This window comes from uncultured Acetatifactor sp. (assembly GCF_948601915.1).
Classification (GTDB): Bacteria; Bacillota; Clostridia; order Lachnospirales; family Lachnospiraceae; genus Acetatifactor.
The window spans coordinates 1-22,001 of the sequence record NZ_CAPDXS010000088.1 but is presented as its reverse complement, the minus strand read 5'-3'; the positions used below and the strand labels follow the sequence as shown (position 1 = coordinate 22,001).

Annotated in this window: 19 protein-coding genes and 1 pseudogene; all 20 read right to left on the bottom strand. The window is 51.1% G+C overall.

Annotated features, from left to right (window positions below):
- Positions 1-1,397: S1 RNA-binding domain-containing protein (locus Q2B33_RS15210; RefSeq protein ID WP_300823216.1), on the bottom strand; the 1,397-nt coding region annotated here is incomplete at its 3' end.
- A gap of 474 nt (positions 1,398-1,871) precedes the next feature.
- Positions 1,872-3,596 (bottom strand): annotated as a pseudogene (locus tag Q2B33_RS15205) (VirD4-like conjugal transfer protein, CD1115 family); the annotation flags it as partial.
- 26 nt (positions 3,597-3,622) lie between these two features.
- On the bottom strand, positions 3,623-4,750 hold the full coding sequence (locus Q2B33_RS15200) for a hypothetical protein (RefSeq protein ID WP_300782822.1): 1,128 nt from the start codon (positions 4,748-4,750) through the stop codon (positions 3,623-3,625).
- A gap of 169 nt (positions 4,751-4,919) precedes the next feature.
- The gene (locus tag Q2B33_RS15195) at positions 4,920-5,582 is read right to left on the bottom strand and encodes a DUF6100 family protein (RefSeq protein WP_300782819.1); all 663 of its coding nucleotides are present in this window, start codon (positions 5,580-5,582) and stop codon (positions 4,920-4,922) included.
- 574 nt (positions 5,583-6,156) lie between these two features.
- A complete protein-coding gene (locus Q2B33_RS15190; RefSeq protein WP_334306225.1) occupies positions 6,157-6,687 on the bottom strand; it encodes a DUF5697 family protein in 531 nt (176 codons plus the stop codon).
- Positions 6,688-6,709: 22 nt separating this feature from the next.
- Positions 6,710-10,042, bottom strand: a complete 3,333-nt coding sequence (locus tag Q2B33_RS15185; RefSeq protein ID WP_300815853.1) for an ATP-binding protein — start codon at positions 10,040-10,042, stop codon at positions 6,710-6,712.
- A gap of 103 nt (positions 10,043-10,145) precedes the next feature.
- Positions 10,146-11,519: a C39 family peptidase gene (locus Q2B33_RS15180; RefSeq protein ID WP_300789103.1), complete on the bottom strand. Its 1,374-nt coding sequence runs from the start codon at positions 11,517-11,519 to the stop codon at positions 10,146-10,148.
- Complete coding sequence (locus tag Q2B33_RS15175) at positions 11,520-12,542, bottom strand: hypothetical protein (RefSeq protein ID WP_300789102.1); 1,023 nt, start codon at positions 12,540-12,542, stop codon at positions 11,520-11,522.
- A gap of 168 nt (positions 12,543-12,710) precedes the next feature.
- Positions 12,711-13,421: a hypothetical protein gene (locus Q2B33_RS15170; protein ID WP_300789101.1), complete on the bottom strand. Its 711-nt coding sequence runs from the start codon at positions 13,419-13,421 to the stop codon at positions 12,711-12,713.
- 55 nt (positions 13,422-13,476) lie between these two features.
- Entirely contained in the window at positions 13,477-13,782 is a 306-nt protein-coding gene (locus Q2B33_RS15165) for a hypothetical protein (RefSeq protein ID WP_300789117.1), read from the bottom strand.
- A gap of 315 nt (positions 13,783-14,097) precedes the next feature.
- Positions 14,098-14,532 (bottom strand): hypothetical protein, encoded by a 435-nt coding sequence (locus Q2B33_RS15160; protein ID WP_300789100.1) that lies wholly within the window; start codon positions 14,530-14,532, stop codon positions 14,098-14,100.
- A gap of 123 nt (positions 14,533-14,655) precedes the next feature.
- On the bottom strand, positions 14,656-15,192 hold the full coding sequence (locus Q2B33_RS15155; protein ID WP_300815851.1) for a hypothetical protein: 537 nt from the start codon (positions 15,190-15,192) through the stop codon (positions 14,656-14,658).
- Between the two features lie 407 nt (positions 15,193-15,599).
- Positions 15,600-16,934: a DUF6017 domain-containing protein gene (locus Q2B33_RS15150; protein WP_300815849.1), complete on the bottom strand. Its 1,335-nt coding sequence runs from the start codon at positions 16,932-16,934 to the stop codon at positions 15,600-15,602.
- The gene (locus Q2B33_RS15145; protein ID WP_300893222.1) at positions 16,918-17,811 is read right to left on the bottom strand and encodes a ParB/RepB/Spo0J family partition protein; all 894 of its coding nucleotides are present in this window, start codon (positions 17,809-17,811) and stop codon (positions 16,918-16,920) included. Before Q2B33_RS15145 ends, Q2B33_RS15150 begins: the two co-directional genes overlap by 17 nt.
- On the bottom strand, positions 17,811-18,650 hold the full coding sequence (locus Q2B33_RS15140) for a ParA family protein (RefSeq protein WP_300914092.1): 840 nt from the start codon (positions 18,648-18,650) through the stop codon (positions 17,811-17,813). The genes Q2B33_RS15145 and Q2B33_RS15140 overlap by 1 nt, the downstream gene beginning before the upstream one ends.
- Positions 18,651-18,788: 138 nt before the next feature.
- On the bottom strand, positions 18,789-18,962 hold the full coding sequence (locus Q2B33_RS15135) for a hypothetical protein (RefSeq protein WP_300798326.1): 174 nt from the start codon (positions 18,960-18,962) through the stop codon (positions 18,789-18,791).
- Between the two features lie 22 nt (positions 18,963-18,984).
- Positions 18,985-19,425 (bottom strand): DUF6075 family protein, encoded by a 441-nt coding sequence (locus Q2B33_RS15130; RefSeq protein WP_300789095.1) that lies wholly within the window; start codon positions 19,423-19,425, stop codon positions 18,985-18,987.
- Between the two features lie 277 nt (positions 19,426-19,702).
- A complete protein-coding gene (locus tag Q2B33_RS15125) occupies positions 19,703-20,005 on the bottom strand; it encodes a hypothetical protein (protein WP_300798325.1) in 303 nt (100 codons plus the stop codon).
- Between the two features lie 243 nt (positions 20,006-20,248).
- A complete protein-coding gene (locus tag Q2B33_RS15120; protein ID WP_300887569.1) occupies positions 20,249-20,614 on the bottom strand; it encodes a hypothetical protein in 366 nt (121 codons plus the stop codon).
- 1 nt (position 20,615) lies between these two features.
- Positions 20,616-21,653: a pentapeptide repeat-containing protein gene (locus tag Q2B33_RS15115; protein WP_300887570.1), complete on the bottom strand. Its 1,038-nt coding sequence runs from the start codon at positions 21,651-21,653 to the stop codon at positions 20,616-20,618.
- Positions 21,654-22,001 lie beyond the last annotated feature (348 nt).

The following is a 22,001-nucleotide window of genomic DNA, read 5'->3' as shown; positions in this document are numbered from 1 at the left end:
TGGCTCGTGTTCTGGGACACGCTCTTGATGTCCGCCTTGACCGCAATCTCCTCCAGTCCTTCCCGCCGCACGCTTAAGACCCTTACCAGCACCTGGTCACCCACGGAGAAGCGTTCATGGGCATCCCCAATCCAGTCCCAGGCAAGGTCACGGGCCATGATGGAGCATTCCACCCCGAAGACCTCCACCCGCAGCACCTTTTCTGCCACCGCAATCACCCGGGCCTGCACGATGCGCCCCTCATGGACACGGTACATCCCAGAGGCATCCGTATCCAGATAGAAAATCTGGCGTTTCTTCAGCATGGCATCCCTGCGGCTGGCCACCACGCTTCTGGCTTTGGAGTCAATGCCTTTCACAATGAAGTCAATCTCTGCCCCCAACATGTTCCCCAGAATCTTGTTCTGCCGCAGCATCAGCTCTGCATACTCCCGCCCGGAAGGGTTCCGCCCCACGTTAATCATCATCTCCTTCAGGGGGATGACGATTCGGAATCCCTTATAGTCAACGATGGCAATCGTCTTGCCGTTGTCCGTCTGCTCTATGCCGCCCAGCTGCCCGGTCAGGAGTCTCCTGGTACGGTAGGCATTATGGATTTCGTGCCAGATTACATCCTCCCGGCTCTCCTCCGTCTCTACTTCCCCACGGGCTTCCAGTGTCAGCACAGGCGCTCCTGCCCTTTTTCCGCCAGCGGCACGGCGGGTTGCAGGGTCTGCCTGCCGTTTTTCTGAAATGGAATCAGAGGAGGCTTCTGTTTTCCCTACAACCAAAGTTTCATCTGCTGTCTCTTCTACAGCAGTCTCCTCCGAATCTCCCTCTATACTTTCCCCTTCCTTTCCGCTATATGCTTCCCATTCATCTGCATCTTCCAGGTTCTCCGAATCCAATTCCAATGTATCGTCATCATAATCCACATCTTCATGATCTGCATCTGTAGCCGAAAAATCTTCCGGCAGCTCGAAATCGTTTTTATCTGTAGACAATGATGAATCCATCAGCGGCTCTTCTTCTGGCTGTGCTTCTGTCTCAGGCTGTACCCCTATCTCCGTATCGCTCTGCTCCTTCAAAGCTTCCACTTCGCCCTCTGCCTTATCAGATGCCGATTTCTTTTTACGAGGACTACGCTTAGGTTTTGCCGTAATGGCTTTTTCAGCCGCCACCTCCTTAGGGACATCTTCCTCTTCCATGAAATCCGCCAGCATATCATCTCCAATGTTGTCCTCATCGTCCGCCATATCCCTTGTTTCATCTGCACCGGATTCCATTTCAGGATTCAGTCCCTCTTCCACGCTGTCAGCTTCTCCCTGCTGCATTGCGCCCTCCCTGAAAGCCTCTTCAACACCGACTACTTCCACAGCCACTCCATCCACTTCCACTATTTCCTTTTTTCTTCCCATATATCTGCCTCTCTTTCTAAGAATCAATAGTTTTGATTTATACATTATAGATGCCTACGCCATAATAGAATCCTTATCTGTAAGCACTATTCCTGCAGGTTGTCCCAAGTCTGTCTTTACATCTGGTTCTGTCTTTGGCATCGGCTTGCCTGCGGTTCTGTTAACCTTCTCTGAAACTGCATTCCCTGATGTCTGCTTTTCCGCTGTCTGTTTTGCCTCATTTCTGACCGATGCTTTGGGCTCTGTTTTTGATGCTGTTTTCGGTGCCGCCTTTGCCACCTCCTTCCCTGAATTCTGCAACACAGTCTCTGTCCTGCTCCTAAGAACATCCTGTGTATCTCCCACTTTCTGCATTCCTGCCGTTTTCATCCCATCCCCTTGCCTCTTGGCCGTTTGTGCTTCTGTCCGCTTCTGCGTCTTTGCCTTTTGTGTTCCCTCCTTTTGCCCCCCTGCTTTCTTCTCCCCCGCCTCCATCTCCATCCGCCGCCACTCCGGTACATGGGCGGACGCCTTGCAGGAGCGCAGCAGTGGATATTCCGGATGCTTCGAGTAGTCCATCTTGTCCACCTTCAGGGTCTTCTTTCCCCGGATGATGACCAATGCCTTGTCGATGGGCAGCCGCAGCACTTCATCCGGTGTCAGCACAGGCCGCTTCCCCACGCCGCTGGTCTCCCGGAATTCCGGCGTGTAGTTGGAAATCCTCCATGTCCCCAACTGCTTTGACTTACTGGAAACCGCTACACTGGCAAGCCCGGTGCGGGAAGAAACGAACTCTGCCGTCAGCGGGTCCGTACACCCCAGAAAAAGCTGCACATCAGCATTCCCCAGTATCTCCTGCCAGAGGTTCTGTGGATATCGGTTCTGCAGCCCCGCAAGGTTCTGGAACACGCAGGACATGGAGATGTTCCGGGAGCGAATCACGCTCAGGCGCCGGGACAGGTCAGGAATAGTTCCACAAGCGGTCAGCTCCTCCCCCAAAACATGGACAGGCACCGAAAGCTTTCCACCCTCGCAGTTCTTATCCGCATACCGCACCAGCTTGATGAACACGAACGACAGGAACAAGGATGCCAAAAAGTCAAAAGTGCTGTCCTGGTCACTGGTCACGAGGAAGTAGGCGCATGGCTCCTGCCCCGGCAGCTCCAGATCAATCTCATCCCGTGCCGTAATCTTCCGAATCAGCTCCGACTGGAACACCTGCAGGCGGCTCCCCAGACCAATCACCACGCCGCTACGCACCGTGTCTGATGCCTGCTTGAACAGGCTGTAAGGAGCTTTCGCCGGATGGGTTGCGGGCAGCACGTCAAACAGGCTGTTCAGCGCCGTCTCGGAATTCAGGGTGAGCAGCTGGTACACCTGCCCCATGTTCCGGCTCTCTTCCGGATATCCCCTGTCCACATACAGCACCAGAGCCTTGAGCAGGTTCATCTCAGCACTGTCCCAAAAATGATCTCCTTTGCTGTCCCCTTTCGTGTTGCGAATGATGACATCCACAAAGAGTTGTGCCATCAGCTCCTGCCCCTCCACCTCTGCAAGACAGTTCCAGGAATCCGAATTTTCCGGGTTCACCAGATTGAACACCCTCACCGTATACCCCTTATCTCGCAGATACTCACTGGACTTCTCGTACAGCTCACTTTTAGGGTCACATATGACAAGGGACTCCCCTCTGGAAACTCCCTGCAGGATGCGGTTCATACAGAAAGACCTGGTCTTCATGCTGCCACTGGCACCATATACCGCCAGATTGCTGTTGAGTCTGGTCTCCTCCGGCACACAGACATACTTCCTGTCCAGCATCCCCAGTACAATCCCCCTGTGGCGGCGTAAATCCCCCACCAGATCAAGCACACCCTCCATCTCTTTCCGCCCCATCCATCCGGAAGTGCCGTAAGTCCCTTTGGCGGAATAAGTAAAGTTCCTGTCCTCGTCATACTCCCCGGCATCGCTGTAGCCAATCCGCATGACTACCAGAAGCAGCACCGCAAGGAGACCGATACAGATAAAGATTCCGTAAATGCCGTGGGGCGGACGCAGCGCTGCCTGGAAGCAGACCATAAGCCCCGGTGATGCCATCAAAGGGGCGGTGCCGTCCCCCGGGCTTCCTCCTCCTTCTTTCCAAAGGGCATAATTGCCGATGAACTGGGCCAGATAGCCGCCCACATACAGAATGGCAAGCACCGCCATAGGCGCAATCATCAGCCCTTTCACTAATTTCCTCTTGTCTATGGGAAAAACCTCCTTTCAAATTTTTCAAAACTAATAGCGGAAAGCTTCACCTGTCCGCCGCAGAAGCGTGCTAATGCCTCCTTCTGGAAATCAAAGCAGATGATAGTTCCCTGTCTGTCCTGTATCTGTAGCGCAGTGCAAAATCGGTTGATGCGGGGAATGTCAAGAAAATACCCGAACAGCACAGGGTTCCCGTTTTCGTCCATGGCATCGTTTTCCACAACGAACCCCTCATCCTTTTCATGCAGCCCCTGCATCAGAATCCTGTCCAGTTCCGCCTTACGTCCGGTGTCGCACAGCAGCCTCAGCAGAACATCCCCCTGATGGTCATTTGTCAGATAATAGAAATGCTCATAGTTCCTGTCCAACAGGAAAAAGCACCGTGAGCGTCCATCGGCATCCATGAGGATACGGCAGAAAAGTTCCAGGCTATCTCCAAACAGCAGTCCGGAAGCCTCTGTCCCTCCATAGATGGCAGAAAGCCTCTGTCGGCACAGCACCACCTCCAGGAACACCTTCGCCCTCAGTTCTGCCCGGTAGTCCCATCTGGCCATGTGCATGCCATTGTTATAGACGGCATAAATACCGGATGGGGCCAGAAGTACCCCCATCATCCGGGAGCTGCGGATCTTCACCGCATCTATCCCTATCTCCTTTATCTCTCTGGAGCTGTAATAAGCAGGACACCCCATGTCCAGAGCACTAGCCTCCATGCCATCCGGTGCAAAGACCCTGAGCTTTTTATCCCGGAACACCTCCACGCCGGCATTCATCATGGAGGCATATACCTCTGCAGCACGGTGCAGCCTCAGACGGCGCGCCGCCTCACTCCGGATCCTATTCGTATCCGCATTCCCCGTGATATAGAATGAGAAACGCTCCGGGCTGCCATCCAAAAGAACCGCTTTTGCCAACCGCCCCAGACGGTATCCACGGAGCCTGTCATTGTAGCAGGTCTTCAGCCATCCTCCTTTCCTCAATGCAGTCATGACTGTTTCCTTATAACTTGTACTGCCGGGAATACGCCCAATCAGGCTGGCCGGGAGTTCGCCGCACACAGCCGCCATCTCCAGTATGCGGTAGGCCAGCGTGTCCTGCCCGGGAAACATGTCCTTACGCTCCATAAGCTGCCACCTCCTTCCCCTGCATCTGGCTGCAGGAATGCAGGCCACTTTTTTACCGGGGCGACTAAAGACTTCGGTATCCATCTCCCCCTGCAGCAGCCGGGAAATGCCGTATCTACGCCCTTCCCCGCTGCCGAGGCCGCCTAGGAAAAATATAGCCCCAAACATGTCAGAAATCCGATATGTTCTCCATCCGTTTTTCCCTCCCGGAAACCCAAGACGGAAAGCGCCCTTTCTCCATGATATAGATGCGTGTGCCGTCTCTGTCCCCCAGCTCTGTAGTGTTATAGGCATCGCACAGCAGGCCGCTGTCGTCAGCCATCACATACATGGCTATGGTATCCAGTATCTGCTTCTGCTGCAGGTTGTCATAGTCCATTCTGCACCAGTCCGGCAGTTCATGGTCATATACATGAGAGACGCACACTACGCACTCCCGGAACCCGGGGATAGAGTGCTCCCTTATGTACTGCCCCAGTACGGCATGGAGCGGATCCGTCAGGAACAGGCTGCTCTGCCGCCCTTTCCGCTTTGGCAGGAGCCTGGGCATCGAAATCTCCAGGATGCCGTCCTCATAATTTACCTCTATGCCATGGGCCTCCCCCGCCTTCACGAGATACTCCGTTTTGGCTATGCCCGTGGATGCATAAAGAAGACTCCGCATCTGGCAGGCAATCTCCTCTGCCCGCAGGGCTGCCTCCGTTGACATGGTTTCATAGTTTTCCGGGTAACGCTGGATGTCCAGAGAGTCCATGGCGCACACATGGCTGTTCAGGCGCGACAAGCTGTTCTGGATATCTGAAATCCGGCGTGAAATGATTTTTCTGTTCAAAATATATCCCTCCAGTCTTTAATGATAAAATACAACTCTGGCTATAGGAGCCGTCTGCTTATGTCCCTTATGCCTTTCGATAGATATCTGGTATTTTTCCTTAGTATCTTTATACTTCTGGCAAAGCGCCAGAAACAGCGTTCTATCCTCTGCCCCTTCGTTAAACTTCATGGAGCCATGCACAGCCCTACATGCTGTCTCAAAGCCGACAGCCTTTCCCTGCCATTCGGTAAAATAGCATCTGCTTATACCGCTTCATGTCCCGGTAAAAAACTACTGTCTGCCCTTGTCTCACAGACCAGATAACATACTGCTGTTTAGCCTCACATGTCCATATGTCCCGGTAAAATTCTGCCTTCTGCTCTCATCGACATACCTTCGGTAAAATTCTGGATTCTGTCATCACAGTCCCCTATCCTAGCAGCATTCTGCTACCTCCCCTCGCCGCCTTATACCTTAGGTAATGAACTATAGTCTCTTGTATGGTCTTACCTTCGGTATGATTCTGATATAGCCCCGCATAGTTCTGCTCCGGTAAAGATGCCATAACCGCATATCCTACGCATTTCTAAAATCATCCCTTCTTGTAATAACTCACATCCCCTGCCGAATCCACGGTACAGAATCCGATTATCCCCGGAAAATCCAACAAAGGAATCTGCCCAGGCCCGTCCACCAACACGATACGGCGGCTGCCATCCTCCTTATTCCGCCCCATGGCATAGGACACAAGGGCTTCCTGCCCCTCCGCCGCATGGACAACCTCGTACATCTCCCCGCCGGAAAAGAACACAATCTTCACAGGAAAGTCCCCAGGCGAATGGAACTCCACCCTGTCCAGAAAATCCAACAGAACCCATACTGCCCGCACCATGCCGCTGTCAGGAGCTCTGGGACATTCCCCATAAGGATAAAATCCCCCGTCCTCCGCTTCAGCGATACGCCCCTGCCTTTCCAGATGGGCGAGCAGGTTATGTACTGTAGTCTCTTTCCCGGGATGTAAGCCATGAATCTGTTCTCTCCGAATTCCCGGGTATAGGGAAACCTCCTGAAGCAATGCTGCTGCCTCCTTCCCATAAATCTCTGCCCTGGTTCTCAATGGCATCACCTCCCCTCCATAACCATTCCTACTCCGTCCCGTCTCCCTGCCGCATCCGCTCCACAAGCTCCTTCAGCTCCCGCCTGTCCGTAGTAATCAGCTCCTTCTCCAGAGGGCTTGCCTTGAACTGCACCATTATATTGTTGCTATTGGTGCTGATCAGCCCGTTCCCCCGCTCAAAATGGGTAATCTCCAGGACTTCCGCATCCGACAAATGCAGAGCGTCCTGCACCCGCACCGCCTCCTCATCCTCCAGGTTCAGGATAATCTTCGTCTTCGAGTTGTTGATGATGCCTTTCCCGAATCGTCCACCATCCAGATTAAAGAAATCGTTCAGATCCTGGCTGGCACAGACTGCAGAACCGCCGTAGCCGCGGATAGTCTTAAAAATTTCCAGAACAAAATCCCCCGCAAGCCGTGTGCCAGTCGCCCCGGCGCCGGAAAGCAGCTGCCAGCATTCATCAATGAATATGGTCTTCTCCTCGGTACGGTTCTCTTTCGCCCTGTCCCAGACGAAATCCAAAGCAACGAACATCCCCACCGTCAGCAAATCCCCAGTCAAGGAAGAAATATCAAGCACCGTATATTTGTTCTGCAGAGAAACATTTGTCTGTTGGTTGAAGGTACTGGCGGAACCGTTCACCAGCCTGTTCAGTATATTCGCAAGCCTCTGTGTCTCCGGCGCTTCCTTCAGCGCCCGGTACAAATCACCCAGTACCGGCATCTCACGGTACCTTCCCGGACACTCCGGGTCTGCCAGGGATTCATTGTCATGGGTAATGCCCTTCGCATTGTAGGTATGTATCATGGCTTCGTCCAAAAGCTGCCGCTCCTCATGGCTCATGTCCGGAATCAGCAGGCTGAAAAAGATATGGAGCCGCTGAATCTTCTCCGCCAGTTCGGAAAGAGTAATGTCCGGCCCGTCCAGAAGCGCACTTACAGAACGGTCTACCTGCCGTATCTCCATCACATTGATGCAATGGGGACTCGCCGGGGATACCTGAATGAACTCCCCTCCCATATTGGCACAGGCCCGGTGGAACTCATGCCCTTTCAATGGGGCAATGATGAAAATGGGGATGCCCTTCCGCCGCATCCGCAGGGCCATGAGCTGCATGGTAAATGTCTTCCCCGCCCCGCTGGTACCCAGGATTGCCATGTTGGCATTCTTGTAGACAGCAGAATTGAAGATGTCTACGATAATCAGGGAACTGTTATATTTATTCACTCCCAGAAGAATGCCATTGTCATCGCACATCTCATAGCTGGTAAAAGGATAACAGCCCGCCGCACCCCCGGTCAGGAGATTCCGCTTCGTGCGCCCATACAGCTTCTTTTCCATGGAAACCAGAGGCAGCGTGGAAAGGAAAGCCTGCTCCTGCCGGAAATGGCAGGCACTGGCCCGCATATCCTGGGAAAGCAGAAGCTTCTTCATCTCATTCACCTTCCACTCCAGGTCATCTACCGTGGATGCAGTGACCGTAATCAGCAGGTTCATATAGTAGAAGTCCTCGTTGTTGGCAAGCCCCTCTTTCAGAAAGTATCCGCTACGGATGGCGCTGTCGATATCGTCAAAATCCGTGTTGGTGTCGCTGGCGTCCTTGATACGGGAGCGGTTGATGCGCAGCTGCTGTCCCACTTTCTGGATAATCTGCTCTTTCGGCTGTTTGGACAGGAACATGTCCAAATCAATCCCGTCCCCGGCATTCACAATCAGGCTCAGCCACCCTGCAGGAACCTGGCTCTTGTAACCGTCAGACGGTACCATCATATAAGCATAATAGAGTCCGTCAATACAGATATAATGGCCGTGGGCAAAGTCGATGGACTTCGGAGCAAAAAAATCTACAGCCGGTATGCTGCCATTCCCTATGCCTTCCCGGCAGCAACCATCCCCCGCAAAGCCCCGGTACTCCTCCATCACTTCCTGCACTTTCCGGGAGAGCGGCTGTTCTGCGCTTTCATTCCTGCAGAGCAGGTTATAGAGTACATCCACCGTAAACTCATCCTCATTGTCCGGGATGATTACCTCATTCCCGCACTGGCGGAGATAGTTGGCTGCCGTGCGCACTGCGCCCTGCAGCTGTGATATGGCTTCCGCCTCCTCGTTGCCGCATCTGGCATCCCATGGCTCATATTCAAAAATCAGGAAGAACCTGCGCGTCACGGCTTCCCTGGAACTAATCTGCTGCACAAACTGCAGATAATCCTTCTGCATGAGCCGGCACTGCCCATTGGCCTCCTGCGCCATCTCCTTCCGCACCGTGCTGATGTGACGGCCGATATCTGCCCTCCTGGTCAGCACCTTGAACTGGAGCTTCACCGGGCTTATCTTCAAATAAGAGACAAAGGAATAGATGATGCCCCTCTGCTCACGGGCGCTTCTAAGAAGAAAATTGATGGGAACCACCTCCACCACCTTCACATAGCGGTGGTCTTTTGTGTAGATGATGCCGTTCGCCACTTTTGCAATAGGCAGGTATTCCGCTACGGGGTTGCGGAAAGTCTGGGGCTGATGAGAATTCCTGTGCTTTTCCTTTCCTCTGCTTCGGCCTTTGGCCTCAGGCTGATTCTGCTTCCGGATATAATCCTTATTACAATGCTCCTGCCCCTTTTTGCGGTAAGATTCTGCCTTATTCTGTCCGCCGAATTTCCGCCGTCCAGTCTTTTCCCGTCCATATCTCCTCTGGCTGTTTCTACCCTGCCCTCCCATTTCTGCCTGTCCGGTTTCTGCTCCTCTGCTTCTCTGGAAACTGCTTTCCGGCTGGCTGCAATCATTATCCCATTCCTCCCGGCCCTTCCGGCTCTGGCCAGGGCGCAGCTTCTGGCGGATCTCATACCCTTTCACCTGGTCAAACTCTTCCGGAAAATCCTCTTCCCCGGTACGCCTCCATCCGGATATTCCGCCCTGTCTTCCTTTTCTTCCTTTGCAGTTCTTACTGCCTCCTGTACGCTTTCTGGTGCCGGACTCTTCCCTCTCCGGAAAAGCTTCCTTACTCTGCTCCTGATATAGCTTTCCCCTCCGGCCTTTTTCCCTTTCTCCCTGCACCGCCTCCCCATCGCCTCCCACCACCCGGCGGTTCCTCAGATATCTCAGGAAGATTGCCAGGAACGATGTCAGGCTCTCCCCCGAAATGCCAATCAGGCCAATCAGCGCCAGAGGCAGCGAGGTAAGGCACAGCACGATAATCCGCACCGTCAGCCCCGCAGGCAGGAAAAGAAAAACCGGGACTCCCGTACCCCCTGCAAGGATGCCCGCCTCAATCACGTTCCGCGCCTTGAACATCCCGCCAAAGAAAGTCCCCGTGTCCACGAAGTTCGGCGGGATGACATAGATATCACGCTCATTCTGGTTGTCCATCTGTTACCTCTCTCTTTCTTTTCCGCATCCATCAGGCTCAATATGCCTGGCTATAAGAACACCTTACATAACTCCACCTCCGTTTCCCGGAACATGTTCCCGCTCACCCGATAATCCAGAACGGGCCGCCCGCCCCGGCACGCCTGCTGGCCTCCTTCAGTATAATCTCCAGTTCCCAAAGCTGCCCGCTGCGGTTATAGCTCGCCGGATCTGCCACCATGACTTTTCCGTCCTTCACCCCACGCAGCACAATGAAATGCCCGCCTTTCGTAAAATGCCCCTCCGACATGATGGCCACCACCAACTTCCCTTCCGCCAGGGCATCCAGTACCCTCTGGGGCTCCGATACGGTACAGCCGGACACCGGCAGCCCCCAGTTTGCGGCAGCGCCCGGTATCAGAGCATGGTAGGAGCCGCTGCCTTTGCACCAGTAGCCGTTCTCATAGGCCCATGCTGCCATCTCCGTAGGCTCCACATACGCCTCCGTCAGCGAGGACACCACCATGGCCATGCAGGTGGGGCCGCAGCCGTACCCGCCGATATAGTCAGTACCATAGGGCTGTGCTGCATAGCGTTCATCCAACTGATTGAAGTAGACCACCTCTGTAGCCCCGTCCGTAAAGCTTACATCCCCCAGTGACGGGATGGAATTCCTGTCCCATCCTGCAAGGTTCTGCAACAGACCGTCTCCCAGGAACAGGCTCATGTTCTCCGCATAGTCCTCCGCCAGCGCCCTCTGCTCCTCCGTCAGATGGAACACCTGGTCTGCAAAATACTGCTCCCCATTGTAGGAGACGGTATAGACCATCCATCTCTCCGATATCTGTTCCTCCTCCCCGGTCTCCGGGTCTGTCTCCGTCCTCTCCCGTGTCTCCTCCCTCCTCCGGAAAGAATAGAGATGCCCTTTCCCTTCCCGCAGCACATCCTCCATGTCCGCTATGGAGACGCTTTCATAATCGTCATTCCGGAAAGCACAATACTGGGACGCGAACAAGTTAGCATTGTACACCAGGTCTGCCGCATAAGGGTTCACCACTTCCATGCAGTCTGCGCCGGAGGACGCAAAATCCGCTTCCATCTCCGCCTGCATCTCCTCCAGTGCCTCACTCAGGATGCCGTTTATGGTAAAGGTGATATTGTTTGCATTCTCCGTGATGGCGGTACTGCTGTTCAGTACAGGCGTGTCCGGATCCGAAGGGCTTACCCAGGATAAAAAGCCGTCATACAGCAGGCCGGGAAGCATAGCCAGGAACAGCACCGGCAGGAGCAGAAGCGCCGCCATGGCAGCAATAACTTTTCCAATCTTTTTCCTCCCCTCCCACAATGCTCCGGCTGCGGCGCCATAAGGACCTCCCACAGCCGCACCCTTTGCCGCTCCAGACACCGCTTTCCCTGTCTTTACGGCTCCTCTGGCGAACTGGGCTGCCATGGAGCCTCTCTGCAGGAATTCCTCCATCCCGTTCCTCTCTTCTCCCATCTATATCCTGTCCTTTCTTTTAGGTGCCGGGGGCAGTTTCTTTACAATGGTCTCATTGTAGGCAACGGAACCATCCGGAGCCATGTAAGGCGATTTCTCCACGGCATCTACGGCGTATTGCCTATACCATGCAGTGCCGTCAGCTGTATGCACTGTATCAAATGCCCCTTCCGGCGCAGCGTATTGAGCAGCGTTATACATCCCAAAAGCAATCCCGCCCGGATGCTTCGCAGAAGTCTCCTTTCCTGTGATTCGCCCTCCGCCAATCTCCACATCCGAAAAGGCGGGGACACTTGCCGCTCCGGCTCCCAGTGCAGTGTAGCCCATATAAGACTGCAGGGCTTCTGCCGCCTGCGTCCCCTCTATGGCGCCATCCACGGCAATACTGCCTGTTGCGACCCTGCCGATGATGTCGTTGGCAAAGCTCCCGCCTTTGCTAACGGAAGATTTGTAAATCTGTCCTCCCACCATGCCGGAAATCCCCCCGGACATGCCGCCTTTTCCTTTCCCAGATACAGAGCCGCCGGTCTTTCCTATACCAGCTGCAGCGGTAGCGGCTGTAGCAGCGCCGTTCCTCACCTGTCTGCTTACCACGCCTGCAAGACCGCCCGACAGGAATCCTCCTGCGCCGCCCGGGCTTCCTGGACTCCCATTCCTGCCAGGACTTCCCATCCTGCTGCCGCCGGAACCCCCGCCGCCAAAGCCGAAACGTCCGCCAGCCACATTCTTAGCTGCCCCCAGACCCCTTGCCGCCACCATCAGCTCCGCAATCATGTTGCCGCCCGTATGCCCCACGTTTATCCCCAGACCCGACATAAAAGAATCCACCTTCTGGGATACCTTCAGAAACGCTATGGCGCACAGGAACCAGATCAGCAGGTTCCCGGAGACGGACTCTTTTCCGGATGCCTCCACCTTCGCCTGCACATCCGCTTCCGATACGGCAAAAGCGGGCTGGCAGACAGCAAAAGACAGCGCCGCTGTAAGGAACGCTGCCGCTAACAGTCCTCTCAATTTTTTCATATAATCTGTCATCCTCCTGATATGTAAGTATTGTTTTCGTGTTTCAATGCTTCATCAACTTTCCAGAAATCTATCTTTGCCACAACCGCCCTTTCAGAAGCATAGCATGAAATCACTCTTCATCCCCTGGCGCTCCATATGTCGGCATCTTAAAACTGCGCCTTTCCTTCATAACGACAGCGGATTTGCAAGGAACGTCCCCACCATGGAAGTGAACAGCCGCAGACACCAGGCGTTCATCACAAGGAGAAAAATCTGTCCCCCGAGCATCCTGCACCAAGCCTTGAAGATGTTCCCGGTGGACTGGGAGGCCCCCATAGAAAAAACCACGGGCGCCGTGTAGACCAGTACCCCCAACAGCACATACCGCTCTGCCGCTTCAAACAGAAGCTTTAAGTAGTTCCATGCCAGTATCAATACCAGAATCAGCACAATCAATGCCACGCCTCCGTTTGCCACCACACCAATGATGGTCGTCGCCACAGAGCTGAAACTGGCAAAGCTGATGGGCGGCAGCTCCGAGTCCAGAATCCAGTTGTAGGGCGTACCGCCAATCTTTAAAACCGTGTTCACGATATCGTCCGAAAAGTAAGCCAGTACAATGAACAGCACAGAACGGACGCTCAGCTTCACCGGGTCCTCCGCCTCAATGCCTGCTCCCAGGCCAAAGTTCTTGAATAACTGCCATATCCAGTTCAGCAGGATGATGCCGATGGCCAGAGCTACGAATATCTGGTACATGGTGCCTGCGGCAGGGAAATAGCGCAGGAACACCGCCATATCGCAGCCCAGCGCCCCCAACACCGAGGAGGTCACCAAATCCAAACCATTCATCACCTGCTCTGCAATCCATTCCACAATCCCGTCTAAAATGCCCATCTGAAATCACTCCCTTCTACATGCAACGCATCCTGCAAACCATTTGTCCGGTACATCAGCCACCCCACTTGCCATCCGCAAAGAACGGAGTGATATAGGCCATGATGAACCCCAGGCCGTTCAGTACTGCCCATGTGATGCAGATGCGCTTCAGCCACGCCCTGCTCTCGTCCACGGTTCGCCCGGAGCGGGAAAAATTCATCATCAGGAGCGCTACCGAAGCCGTAACGATGGCGGCCACTGTAGAGATGAGAAGAATCTGGCTGTACACGTCCTTCATGATCTCGTTGGCCTTTGTCCATACATTTACCCCTCCATTCTCCCCGGCGAATACGGGTTGCGTAGATACAAGGAAAGTCATAGTCCCCAGAAAGACACCATAGGCGGCATGGGCTATGGGTAGTTTTCTGTACCAGAGTGCCCTCTTTTCCTGTAGTTGTGTGTGCTGCTGGCAAGTCTTTTTCTTCAACTTCAAATCCTCCTTCATAGTTTTGGTCTCAAAAACAGAAAAGGCTAAAAATGCACCTCTCTGTAGGGTGCATTCTTAGTCCTTTCTATTTTGGGTACAGATTTCAGCATATTCATTTTATCATATGGAGATTTTCGGTGAAAGAGCAAAACCGTGCCAATTTCGTGCCGATTTAACGTAATGCAAAAGCAATCCTATCATCTACCATTACTGTACCTCTAAAGCGAACATAAAGATGAGTGCTTCAAGCACAATAAATATAAAGAGAAATGTCTTCTGGCAATTTTTCCTGTCCCTCTCATGCCAGTCCACTTCCCATAGTGAGAAATCATACTTCTCGAAATTCGGATTCAGAAACCATGCTGGGAATTCCCTGATATAAACGTAAGTCTTTCCCGTCTCATTCTTCCGAAGTTCCATATAATCCTTTTTGGATATTACTAATAAGTACGCCTCCGCTTTATAATAAATATTCATGACATAGTATGGCCGTAGGCTGCGCCATTGCCTAATCTGCTTCACCGAGAAGCCCACTTCTTTCCACCCCAGATTGACTCCTTTTTTAAATAGCGTTGCCACTATCGCTACAATAACTGAGTTCACTATAATATTTATAACTGTCCATACAATAATATCTTTCATCACTTTTTCCTCTTTCTAAAATATTCAGTCCTACCTATTTTCTTAGTCGTCTACGCTTCCATATCCAGTAAAGCTCTGCATATAAGCTCCGGCATCATGCACTTCATAATTCTCTTATATCGGTTATGTTGTCTCCTGTTTTCCCGGAACAAATTGCTCCAGAACCTCCTTGCTGTCCTTAGATGTATACCCCCACAAAATGGAACTCAGCGCTCCAATACATTCTTGCCTCTTTCTATAATAAGTGCGCATGCTTATATCCCTGATATGGGGACGCAGCTTCTCAATAATCTCCTCCACGTTCCGCATCTGCTGCGGTGAAAGATAGGAATAATATAACAGCCAGTAATAGCTCTCGCCATTCTTATGCTTATTCCTCAGCAAATCAATGGCACTGTCCAGAAGCTTCAGCATCCTGTGGCTGCGCTCAATGCACTGAGCGTGATGCTCAATGTCGCTCCCTGCAATGTCGGCCCCCGCCAGATAGACTGAATCAAGAAAGTCCTCTATCGTGTTCCCATATTCAATCTCAAACTTGTTGCGCACCTGCTGCACGGAAAGTTCCAAGCTCCACACCACATCCCTGTATTTCTTCAGCAGCTTCCATGTATCATGATACAAAGGTTCCTCAACAGTAAGCATTTCGTCCTTTTTTCCCATTTACAATCTCTCCTTTTTTATGGCAGGCCCCACAGGCAAAAAATAATCCGTGGTTATCAGCCTATGGATATCTCTCTCCAATCAACTTGTGGACATTATGTCCACAAGTGATACCGGAGCAGCCTTATCCAAATCATCCACTACACACATAAAACGAGAGCAGCCAACTCTCCTGCCGCTCCCATTCTTTATCTGCCATATACCCTACAGTATTTCTCCATCTGCCAACTTGTGGACATTATGTCCACAAGTGACACCAGAATAGATTTTATCCAAATCGGCCACTACGCATAAAATGGAAGCAGCCAACTCTCCTGCCGCTCCCACCTTTTATCTGGCATACATCCTACAGTATTTCTCCGTCTGCCAACTTGTGGACATAATGTCCACAAGTTGACTCCACACCTCTATTCCTTCTCCCGTTCTACCTCCGCATTCTGCCAGCCCCCGCCACGCATATCATAATTGACTTCCTGCTGATAGTAGTGGTTCATTGTCATGGGCGCATTGTAAAGAGCCGTAATCATATAAGCCTTGATATTCGTTATCCTGGTTGATGTATTCCGCATACACTCAATCACATAGCGCAGATGGTCTTCGCCCAGCTTCAGAAACCGTTCCTTTACCAGTGCATGGGGATATTCTTCCCCACCCACCCGGACAGAGCGGTGCCTTACACAGACAACCTCACAGATCACTGCATACAGCTCTTCATACAGGCTCCTTTCATCAGACCTGTCAAACCTCATATGATGCTCATACTCTATGTTCCGCCTGATTAGCGCCATGCATGCATCCACATCCTCCATCCCATCAGCCATATCTGCCCTGCTGCCACGGATAGATGGATTGATAGATGTATTATAATCTCTGTATGTATTCTCTGAAGTAATCTCTGTATACGTCCCTACATTTTGGGAGGGTACTCCCTCCGAATTTGGGGACAGGCCCTGGAAATTCCCGGCACCACCTCCCTCCCAATTTGTAGGGGCCTGTATCCCGTTTTGTACACCCCTCCCTCCCAATTTTTCCATAGGGGTATCCGAATTTGTAGGGAGGCTCCCTCCCGGTTTTTCCATACCTGTATCCGAATTTGTAGGGAGGCTCCCTCCCGATTCTTCTACACCTATGTGAAAATTTGTAGGAAGGCTCCCTCCCAGTTCTTCCATACCTGTATCCAAATCTGTAGGGAACCCTCCCACTGCCCTTCCCACAGCGGCACCCGGTTCTGCAGGGAGTCCCCCTCCCATACCTTCACCAGTACCCGCCCGGCATGCCTTTTCTTCCCAGACACTGCCCGGCTCTGCCTCCGGGTAAGTCAGCCGGTACAGCTGCTCCGGCACCAATCTCAGATACATCACATTGTTCGATACAAGCCCTTCCCCATGGAAAATCGTTCTGAATTCACGTCTAAGCACACGGAACGTCTCCAACCTGTCGATAGCCATCTTTACAGTCTTCTTCGATTCCCCGAATAAATCCGCATAATACTGGTAGCTCTGCCGCAGGATGTCCCCGGAGAACTTCTTTTTCCAGCCTGATACCTGCCCTGTGGCAGGATCGCGCACCTCAACAGGACGGTACCAGTACACGATGTCCGCCAATATGGCAATGGCCAGAAGGTAGGGCTTGCCGTTCTCCCGCAGGATTGTCCTATACCAGATTGTCGGTATTATGTTCCCCGTTATGTTCAGGGAGCCCATAGCGTCCACAATCTGGTTCCCGCTAGTCAGATAACCCATCAGCCTCCCGCCTTTCCTTCCAGCCCTCCAACAGCTCCAGGATGATCCGCTCGATCTCCTCGCTGCTGTAATCGTCACTGAAATATTTCCTTACCGCATCCTTTCCGATGGTTATCTTCCGCGCCTTTTCTTTCCTCTCCGTCAGGACTGCCTCCGCCAGCGCAGGGGTCAGCTCCCCCAGCCTGCCATGCCCTTTCAGCCTGGCAGACTGGGAGGTGCTGATGGAGGTTCCCTGCCTTTCCAGAATCTCCTGCACCCATCCCTGCTGTTCTGCGGAAAGGAAAGAGATGTCCAGCCCCTGCACAAAGCCAATCCGCTTCCTGTCCACCATGTCCAGCAGCCCGTCTGAAAGGCGGGACAGCCAGATATACCTCTGGACTGTCTTGCCGCTCTCCCCGGCAGTCCCACCCATTTCCTCAATGGTTCTGCCACCTTCCCTGCTGCCCTGGTGCTTCAGGGCCTCATACTTCATCCGGTAGGCCTTCGCCTTCTCACTGGGCAGGAGGTCTTCCCTCTGGATGTTGGAGTCCACCATGATTACAGTGGATTCATCATCATCAAGCTTCCGTATGATGACTGGCATTTCCACAAGCCCGGCCAATTCACAGGCCCTCCATCTCCTATGCCCCGCCACCACCTCATAGCCGCCTTCAGCATAAGGGCGTACAATCCCCGGCACCAGTATCCCGTATTTCTTCACGCTCTCTACCATCTCCTGCATCTTTGCGTCATCAGAGACACGGAACGGATGACTCTTAAAGGGATGGAGCTGGCTGATTGGGACGGATGTAATGGCTTCTCCCGATGCCTGCCCCTCGCCGCCGAACAGATCATCATAGGATGTAAGCTTTATTTTCTGAGCACTGCTTCCCCTCATTACCGGCCTCCCTTCTGCAGGCCTGACGCTTCTGTCCCGTCCACTTCCACGGGCTTGTCCACGCATCCGGCCAGCACAAGCACCTCCTCCGTCAGGGACAGATACCCCTCTGCTACTGCACCCTTCGGGTCATGGCGATAAATGCTCCTGCCTTCGGCTGTAGTCTCTGCCGCCCTCACGGACAGAGGGATGCAGTTCCCAAAGATATGTACCCTTTCCCCGTAGACCTCCCGAATCCTGGCAGATGTCTCCCTGGCAAAATTCGTCCTGCGGTCAACCTTCGTCAGCAGGATTCCCAGGATTTCCAGAGAAGGGTTCAGCTTCCTGTGTATGTTGCCGATGGTCTTAATCAGCTGCTGAAGGCCTTTTACGGGCAAATAGGCTGCTTCCACAGGGACAAGCACATAATCTGCCGCCACAAGGGCATTTATGGTAATCATCCCCAAAGAGGGCATACAATCAATCAGAATATAGTCGTACCGTTGCCGCATTTCCTTCAGGAACTGGCGCATCACCGTCTCCCGGCTCATAATATTCACAAGCGCAGTCTCCAGTCCGGCCAGTTCAATGTTTGCAGGGATAAAGTCAATCCCCTCCTCATGGCGGATGATGCCTTCCCCCGGCCAGGTCTCCTCGTCATTGATGACCTTCTCCAGGATATTCACCAGTGTCACATCCAACTTGTCCGGCTCCGAAATCCCTAAGCTTACCGCAAGGCTGCCCTGAGCATCGGCCTCCACCAGCAGAACCTTTTCCCCCGCCCTGGCAAGCCCGATTCCCAGATTGACGCAGGTTGTTGTCTTCCCCACTCCCCCTTTCTGGTTCGATATGGCGATAATCTTACACCTGTCCCCCGCACCTCCAACATTTACAGCACTCTTTCCGTTTTCATTCGTTCTTTTTTCAGATAACCTACACATATATTTTCCTCCGGCTTTCCTTATAAGCTTTTCTTCCTGCTTATCTCTTCTACTTCCTTATTTTCGCTTCTCTACTTTTTCCACTTCCGCATACATACGGAAGAACCGCTTTGTCCCCTTATTTGCAAAAGCCTCCGACACCCGGTTCACCTGGATTTCTTCACTGCGTTCCAAAAACTGCCGGAACCATTTCAAATCTTTAAGCGTCCCCTGCATCCTAATTTTAAGCATCCTGTCCCTCCAATCCTTTCAATTATTTGCGTGCATACTCCGGATAGCGCAGTTTCACCGCCTCCCAGAAATAAACTGCATATCCACAGCAGAACAGATCCTCCACTGTATAGCACTGGCATTCCTTCAGCTGCTCCTCACTTTCCTCATAATCATAGACACTGGGTGTACCATTACAGTAAAGGTTAAATGCCATTCGGATGATTCTCCCGCTACCACTGGTCAGCCAGCCTGCCTGTAAGCATTCCGGCTTCACGTTTCCCGTTTCAAAATCGTAAATCTGCCGGGCATTGGCTCTCGTGTCCCCACTTAAGCCCAGACAGTACACCAACGCCTTATGGTACTCATCCTGGTATCTGCATTTCGGCAGGAAATCCATGTAAAATTCTTTGTGCTGCTTGTCCTTGAAAATAATTGTGTAGGCTTCCTTATTTCTTGCGCCTGTCGCCGTACTCATACTCATAGCCAGCCCTCCTAACTTAATTTAACGTGCTATAAATTTATACAACTTAATTGATTTGCGATGCCAGTTAGCCCATAAGAGCCAACCGACAACACAAATGTACTTCCAATACCGGTATTTATGTGATACAATTCTTGTACAGCATACTGCAGTAACCGCAGGGAATCTGCTTTCCCTTTATAGCGCTACATTTCAGATATAGACAATCTGATGAAGTGAAAAAAGGACTAAATAAAGCCCTCGCAGTAAAAGGTTCTTTATTTAGTCCTATTATAAATCATCCATTGGCTATGATGTTCGTCGCTATGTACTCCCCCGCAGGATGCCCCTGGGGGATCCGCGGAAACAGGAACCGCAGGAATGGCCGAATCCCCCTTGTGAGCCTTTCAACCAGCCCGGCCTTCCCGGCCACCTCCATCAGCCCCATCCACAGCGCCACCACCCCGGCCATTGTGATGCAGAGGGATACCGCCTCCCCCGCGCTGTCCAAGGCCGCGTTGGTCACCTCCGCCATGTGTCCCGTGGCGGCTCCGTAAAGCACCGCCAGCAATATCATGCACGCCCAGATTGCATTCAGCATATTCCATACCACGCAAATATCTTTTTACAGCATATGCGCGGAAATATCCAAAATTGCAGATTTTCTCGCTTTCCACTTCTTCGTTCATGAATTGGTTCCATTTATGAATAAAGCCACTATTCCTGCCCAGGCACAATTTTGCACAAGCATGATACTCTTCATAATTGGGATTGTCATATGTGTCTACCTGCGCTTCAACAGCAATGGATGATTTGTAATCGTCAATAGAAGTGCTAAAAGTTGTTACAAAAAATATTTTTCTATCTCTCCACAATGCATCAATGTGTTTTTTCCCATATATTGCTTACATTGTTCAATGGTATCATGTCCTTCATCCACTAATTGCTCTAATACTGTGAAATCTAAAACTTCTGTTATTTTTACATCTTCACATATTGCCATATTTTCCAAAAATAAAAATAGTTTGTTTATTTCTGACATTTTATTATTCTGGATAATATGAAGAATATATGGAACTATAACCATACCGAACACTATGTGCATTCCGTCGGTTCCATCTATCAGATACTCTTTTTCTTTCACTTTAAAAAAAGAGTATCCTTCTGGAATTTCTCTTTTTAAAGTATTATATAATTCATCATATCTCATATTATTTAACGCCTAAAGTTAATATTTTTTTATTCAATAAGTCGTTACAGACTTCTTTGCACAAATCAAAATTTTCCTGTTGTTCTTCTGGTGCAAATTCTTTTCGGATTTCACGATAGACATCATTCAGGCACAGTATTTCCATGTTTTGATTTTCCATTTTCATAAAATAATATTCCAACATCCTTTTCAGCAGTCTGTTTTCCTCTTTTTTAAGCCGCATATTGATATCAGTTCTCGCAGCATCAAGATCAGGAACGAGATAACAGCTTCCGTCACTCGGCAAAATCACTTCTGAAAGATCACACGAATCACTGATTGTCAAATCGCTTAATGCAGCTTCTGAAAAATCTGCTCCCATTGGAAGAATCTGATCCCAACGCTCGTCTATTTCCGGCCTCCACTTACAGTTTTCTTTATAGCGATCGGGTCTCTTTCCTCGAAACCATACTCCCTCAATCTTTCCAACAAACTTGACATTTTTAAAATGAGCCCCGCCGAAGTCTGTACCTCTTAAGTTACAATCATGGAAAAGACAATTCTCAAAATTGGGCCACCACATTTGGGTTCTATGCATTTTAACAGAGTGAAATTGTACATCCTTGTAATCACTCTCTCCCATGCCTAAAAAGCCTCCAAAAATTCCTTTCCTAAAAACACAATTGACAAATACATTTTTCGTCTCAGCAATGTCACGCATCATGGTATTTTCAAATACACAATCATAAAATTTGCACTTTTCTATTACTCGACCGCCTAAATCAGCATATGAAAAATCGACTTTTTCAAATCTTTTGTTGGCGATAGCTCCTCCCGAATCCTGCAGCAGTTCATTTCTTTGAAGATTTGTATATTCCTGTATAGCGATAAAAACATTTAAGGGAAAACCTCTCAAATCCAAATATCCATTTGAGGTATATTCCATGTCTTCTACAGTGTCAATTATTTCGTTTTCGCTGAATATCCAGAGGGCAATCCGCTCCCATCTCTGTTTCCATATAGGGTCGTTTTTCCATCTTTCAATAATTTTCTTTCCCATCCTTTTCCCCATAAATCCATAACAGCATATAATGTTTGGATTATTTTCCCTTTCCTTCCTTTTTCAAATCACAGATTCAGTTCTGATGTAAGGAGTTGCTGTTCCCGTCATAGGCATAATCAAAGTTCAGCAGCCCCTGCCCCTGCTCGGTCAATATCGCCAGACTGGACAGTTCCCCGTAACTTAACAATACAACATATCTTCAAAAACTGCTACTTTTTTGAGGAATTAGGTGAAATTATTTTTAGAACTTGCTGCCGCGTAAGCGGCTTGGTACAATAACTTTGAAAAAATTTGAGATTTGATGTAGTATTCGCCGCTGAAACCGTAGTATATAGGTGAAGCCGG

What these genes read in the sequence shown, in the direction of transcription:
- Q2B33_RS15200 (WP_300782822.1), bottom strand. Translation starts at nt 4,750, where the DNA reads ATGGAGCGTAAGGACATGTTTCCCGGGCAGGACACGCTGGCCTACCGC.
- Q2B33_RS15190 (WP_334306225.1), bottom strand. Translation starts at nt 6,687, where the DNA reads ATGCCATTGAGAACCAGGGCAGAGATTTATGGGAAGGAGGCAGCAGCA.
- Q2B33_RS15185 (WP_300815853.1), bottom strand. Translation starts at nt 10,042, where the DNA reads ATGGACAACCAGAATGAGCGTGATATCTATGTCATCCCGCCGAACTTC.
- Q2B33_RS15180 (WP_300789103.1), bottom strand. Translation starts at nt 11,519, where the DNA reads ATGGGAGAAGAGAGGAACGGGATGGAGGAATTCCTGCAGAGAGGCTCC.
- Q2B33_RS15175 (WP_300789102.1), bottom strand. Translation starts at nt 12,542, where the DNA reads ATGAAAAAATTGAGAGGACTGTTAGCGGCAGCGTTCCTTACAGCGGCG.
- Q2B33_RS15170 (WP_300789101.1), bottom strand. Translation starts at nt 13,421, where the DNA reads ATGGGCATTTTAGACGGGATTGTGGAATGGATTGCAGAGCAGGTGATG.
- Q2B33_RS15165 (WP_300789117.1), bottom strand. Translation starts at nt 13,782, where the DNA reads ATGACTTTCCTTGTATCTACGCAACCCGTATTCGCCGGGGAGAATGGA.
- Q2B33_RS15160 (WP_300789100.1), bottom strand. Translation starts at nt 14,532, where the DNA reads ATGAAAGATATTATTGTATGGACAGTTATAAATATTATAGTGAACTCA.
- Q2B33_RS15155 (WP_300815851.1), bottom strand. Translation starts at nt 15,192, where the DNA reads ATGGGAAAAAAGGACGAAATGCTTACTGTTGAGGAACCTTTGTATCAT.
- Q2B33_RS15150 (WP_300815849.1), bottom strand. Translation starts at nt 16,934, where the DNA reads ATGGGTTATCTGACTAGCGGGAACCAGATTGTGGACGCTATGGGCTCC.
- Q2B33_RS15145 (WP_300893222.1), bottom strand. Translation starts at nt 17,811, where the DNA reads ATGAGGGGAAGCAGTGCTCAGAAAATAAAGCTTACATCCTATGATGAT.
- Q2B33_RS15135 (WP_300798326.1), bottom strand. Translation starts at nt 18,962, where the DNA reads ATGCTTAAAATTAGGATGCAGGGGACGCTTAAAGATTTGAAATGGTTC.
- Q2B33_RS15130 (WP_300789095.1), bottom strand. Translation starts at nt 19,425, where the DNA reads ATGAGTATGAGTACGGCGACAGGCGCAAGAAATAAGGAAGCCTACACA.
- Q2B33_RS15125 (WP_300798325.1), bottom strand. Translation starts at nt 20,005, where the DNA reads ATGCTGAATGCAATCTGGGCGTGCATGATATTGCTGGCGGTGCTTTAC.
- Q2B33_RS15120 (WP_300887569.1), bottom strand. Translation starts at nt 20,614, where the DNA reads ATGAGATATGATGAATTATATAATACTTTAAAAAGAGAAATTCCAGAA.
- Q2B33_RS15115 (WP_300887570.1), bottom strand. Translation starts at nt 21,653, where the DNA reads ATGGGAAAGAAAATTATTGAAAGATGGAAAAACGACCCTATATGGAAA.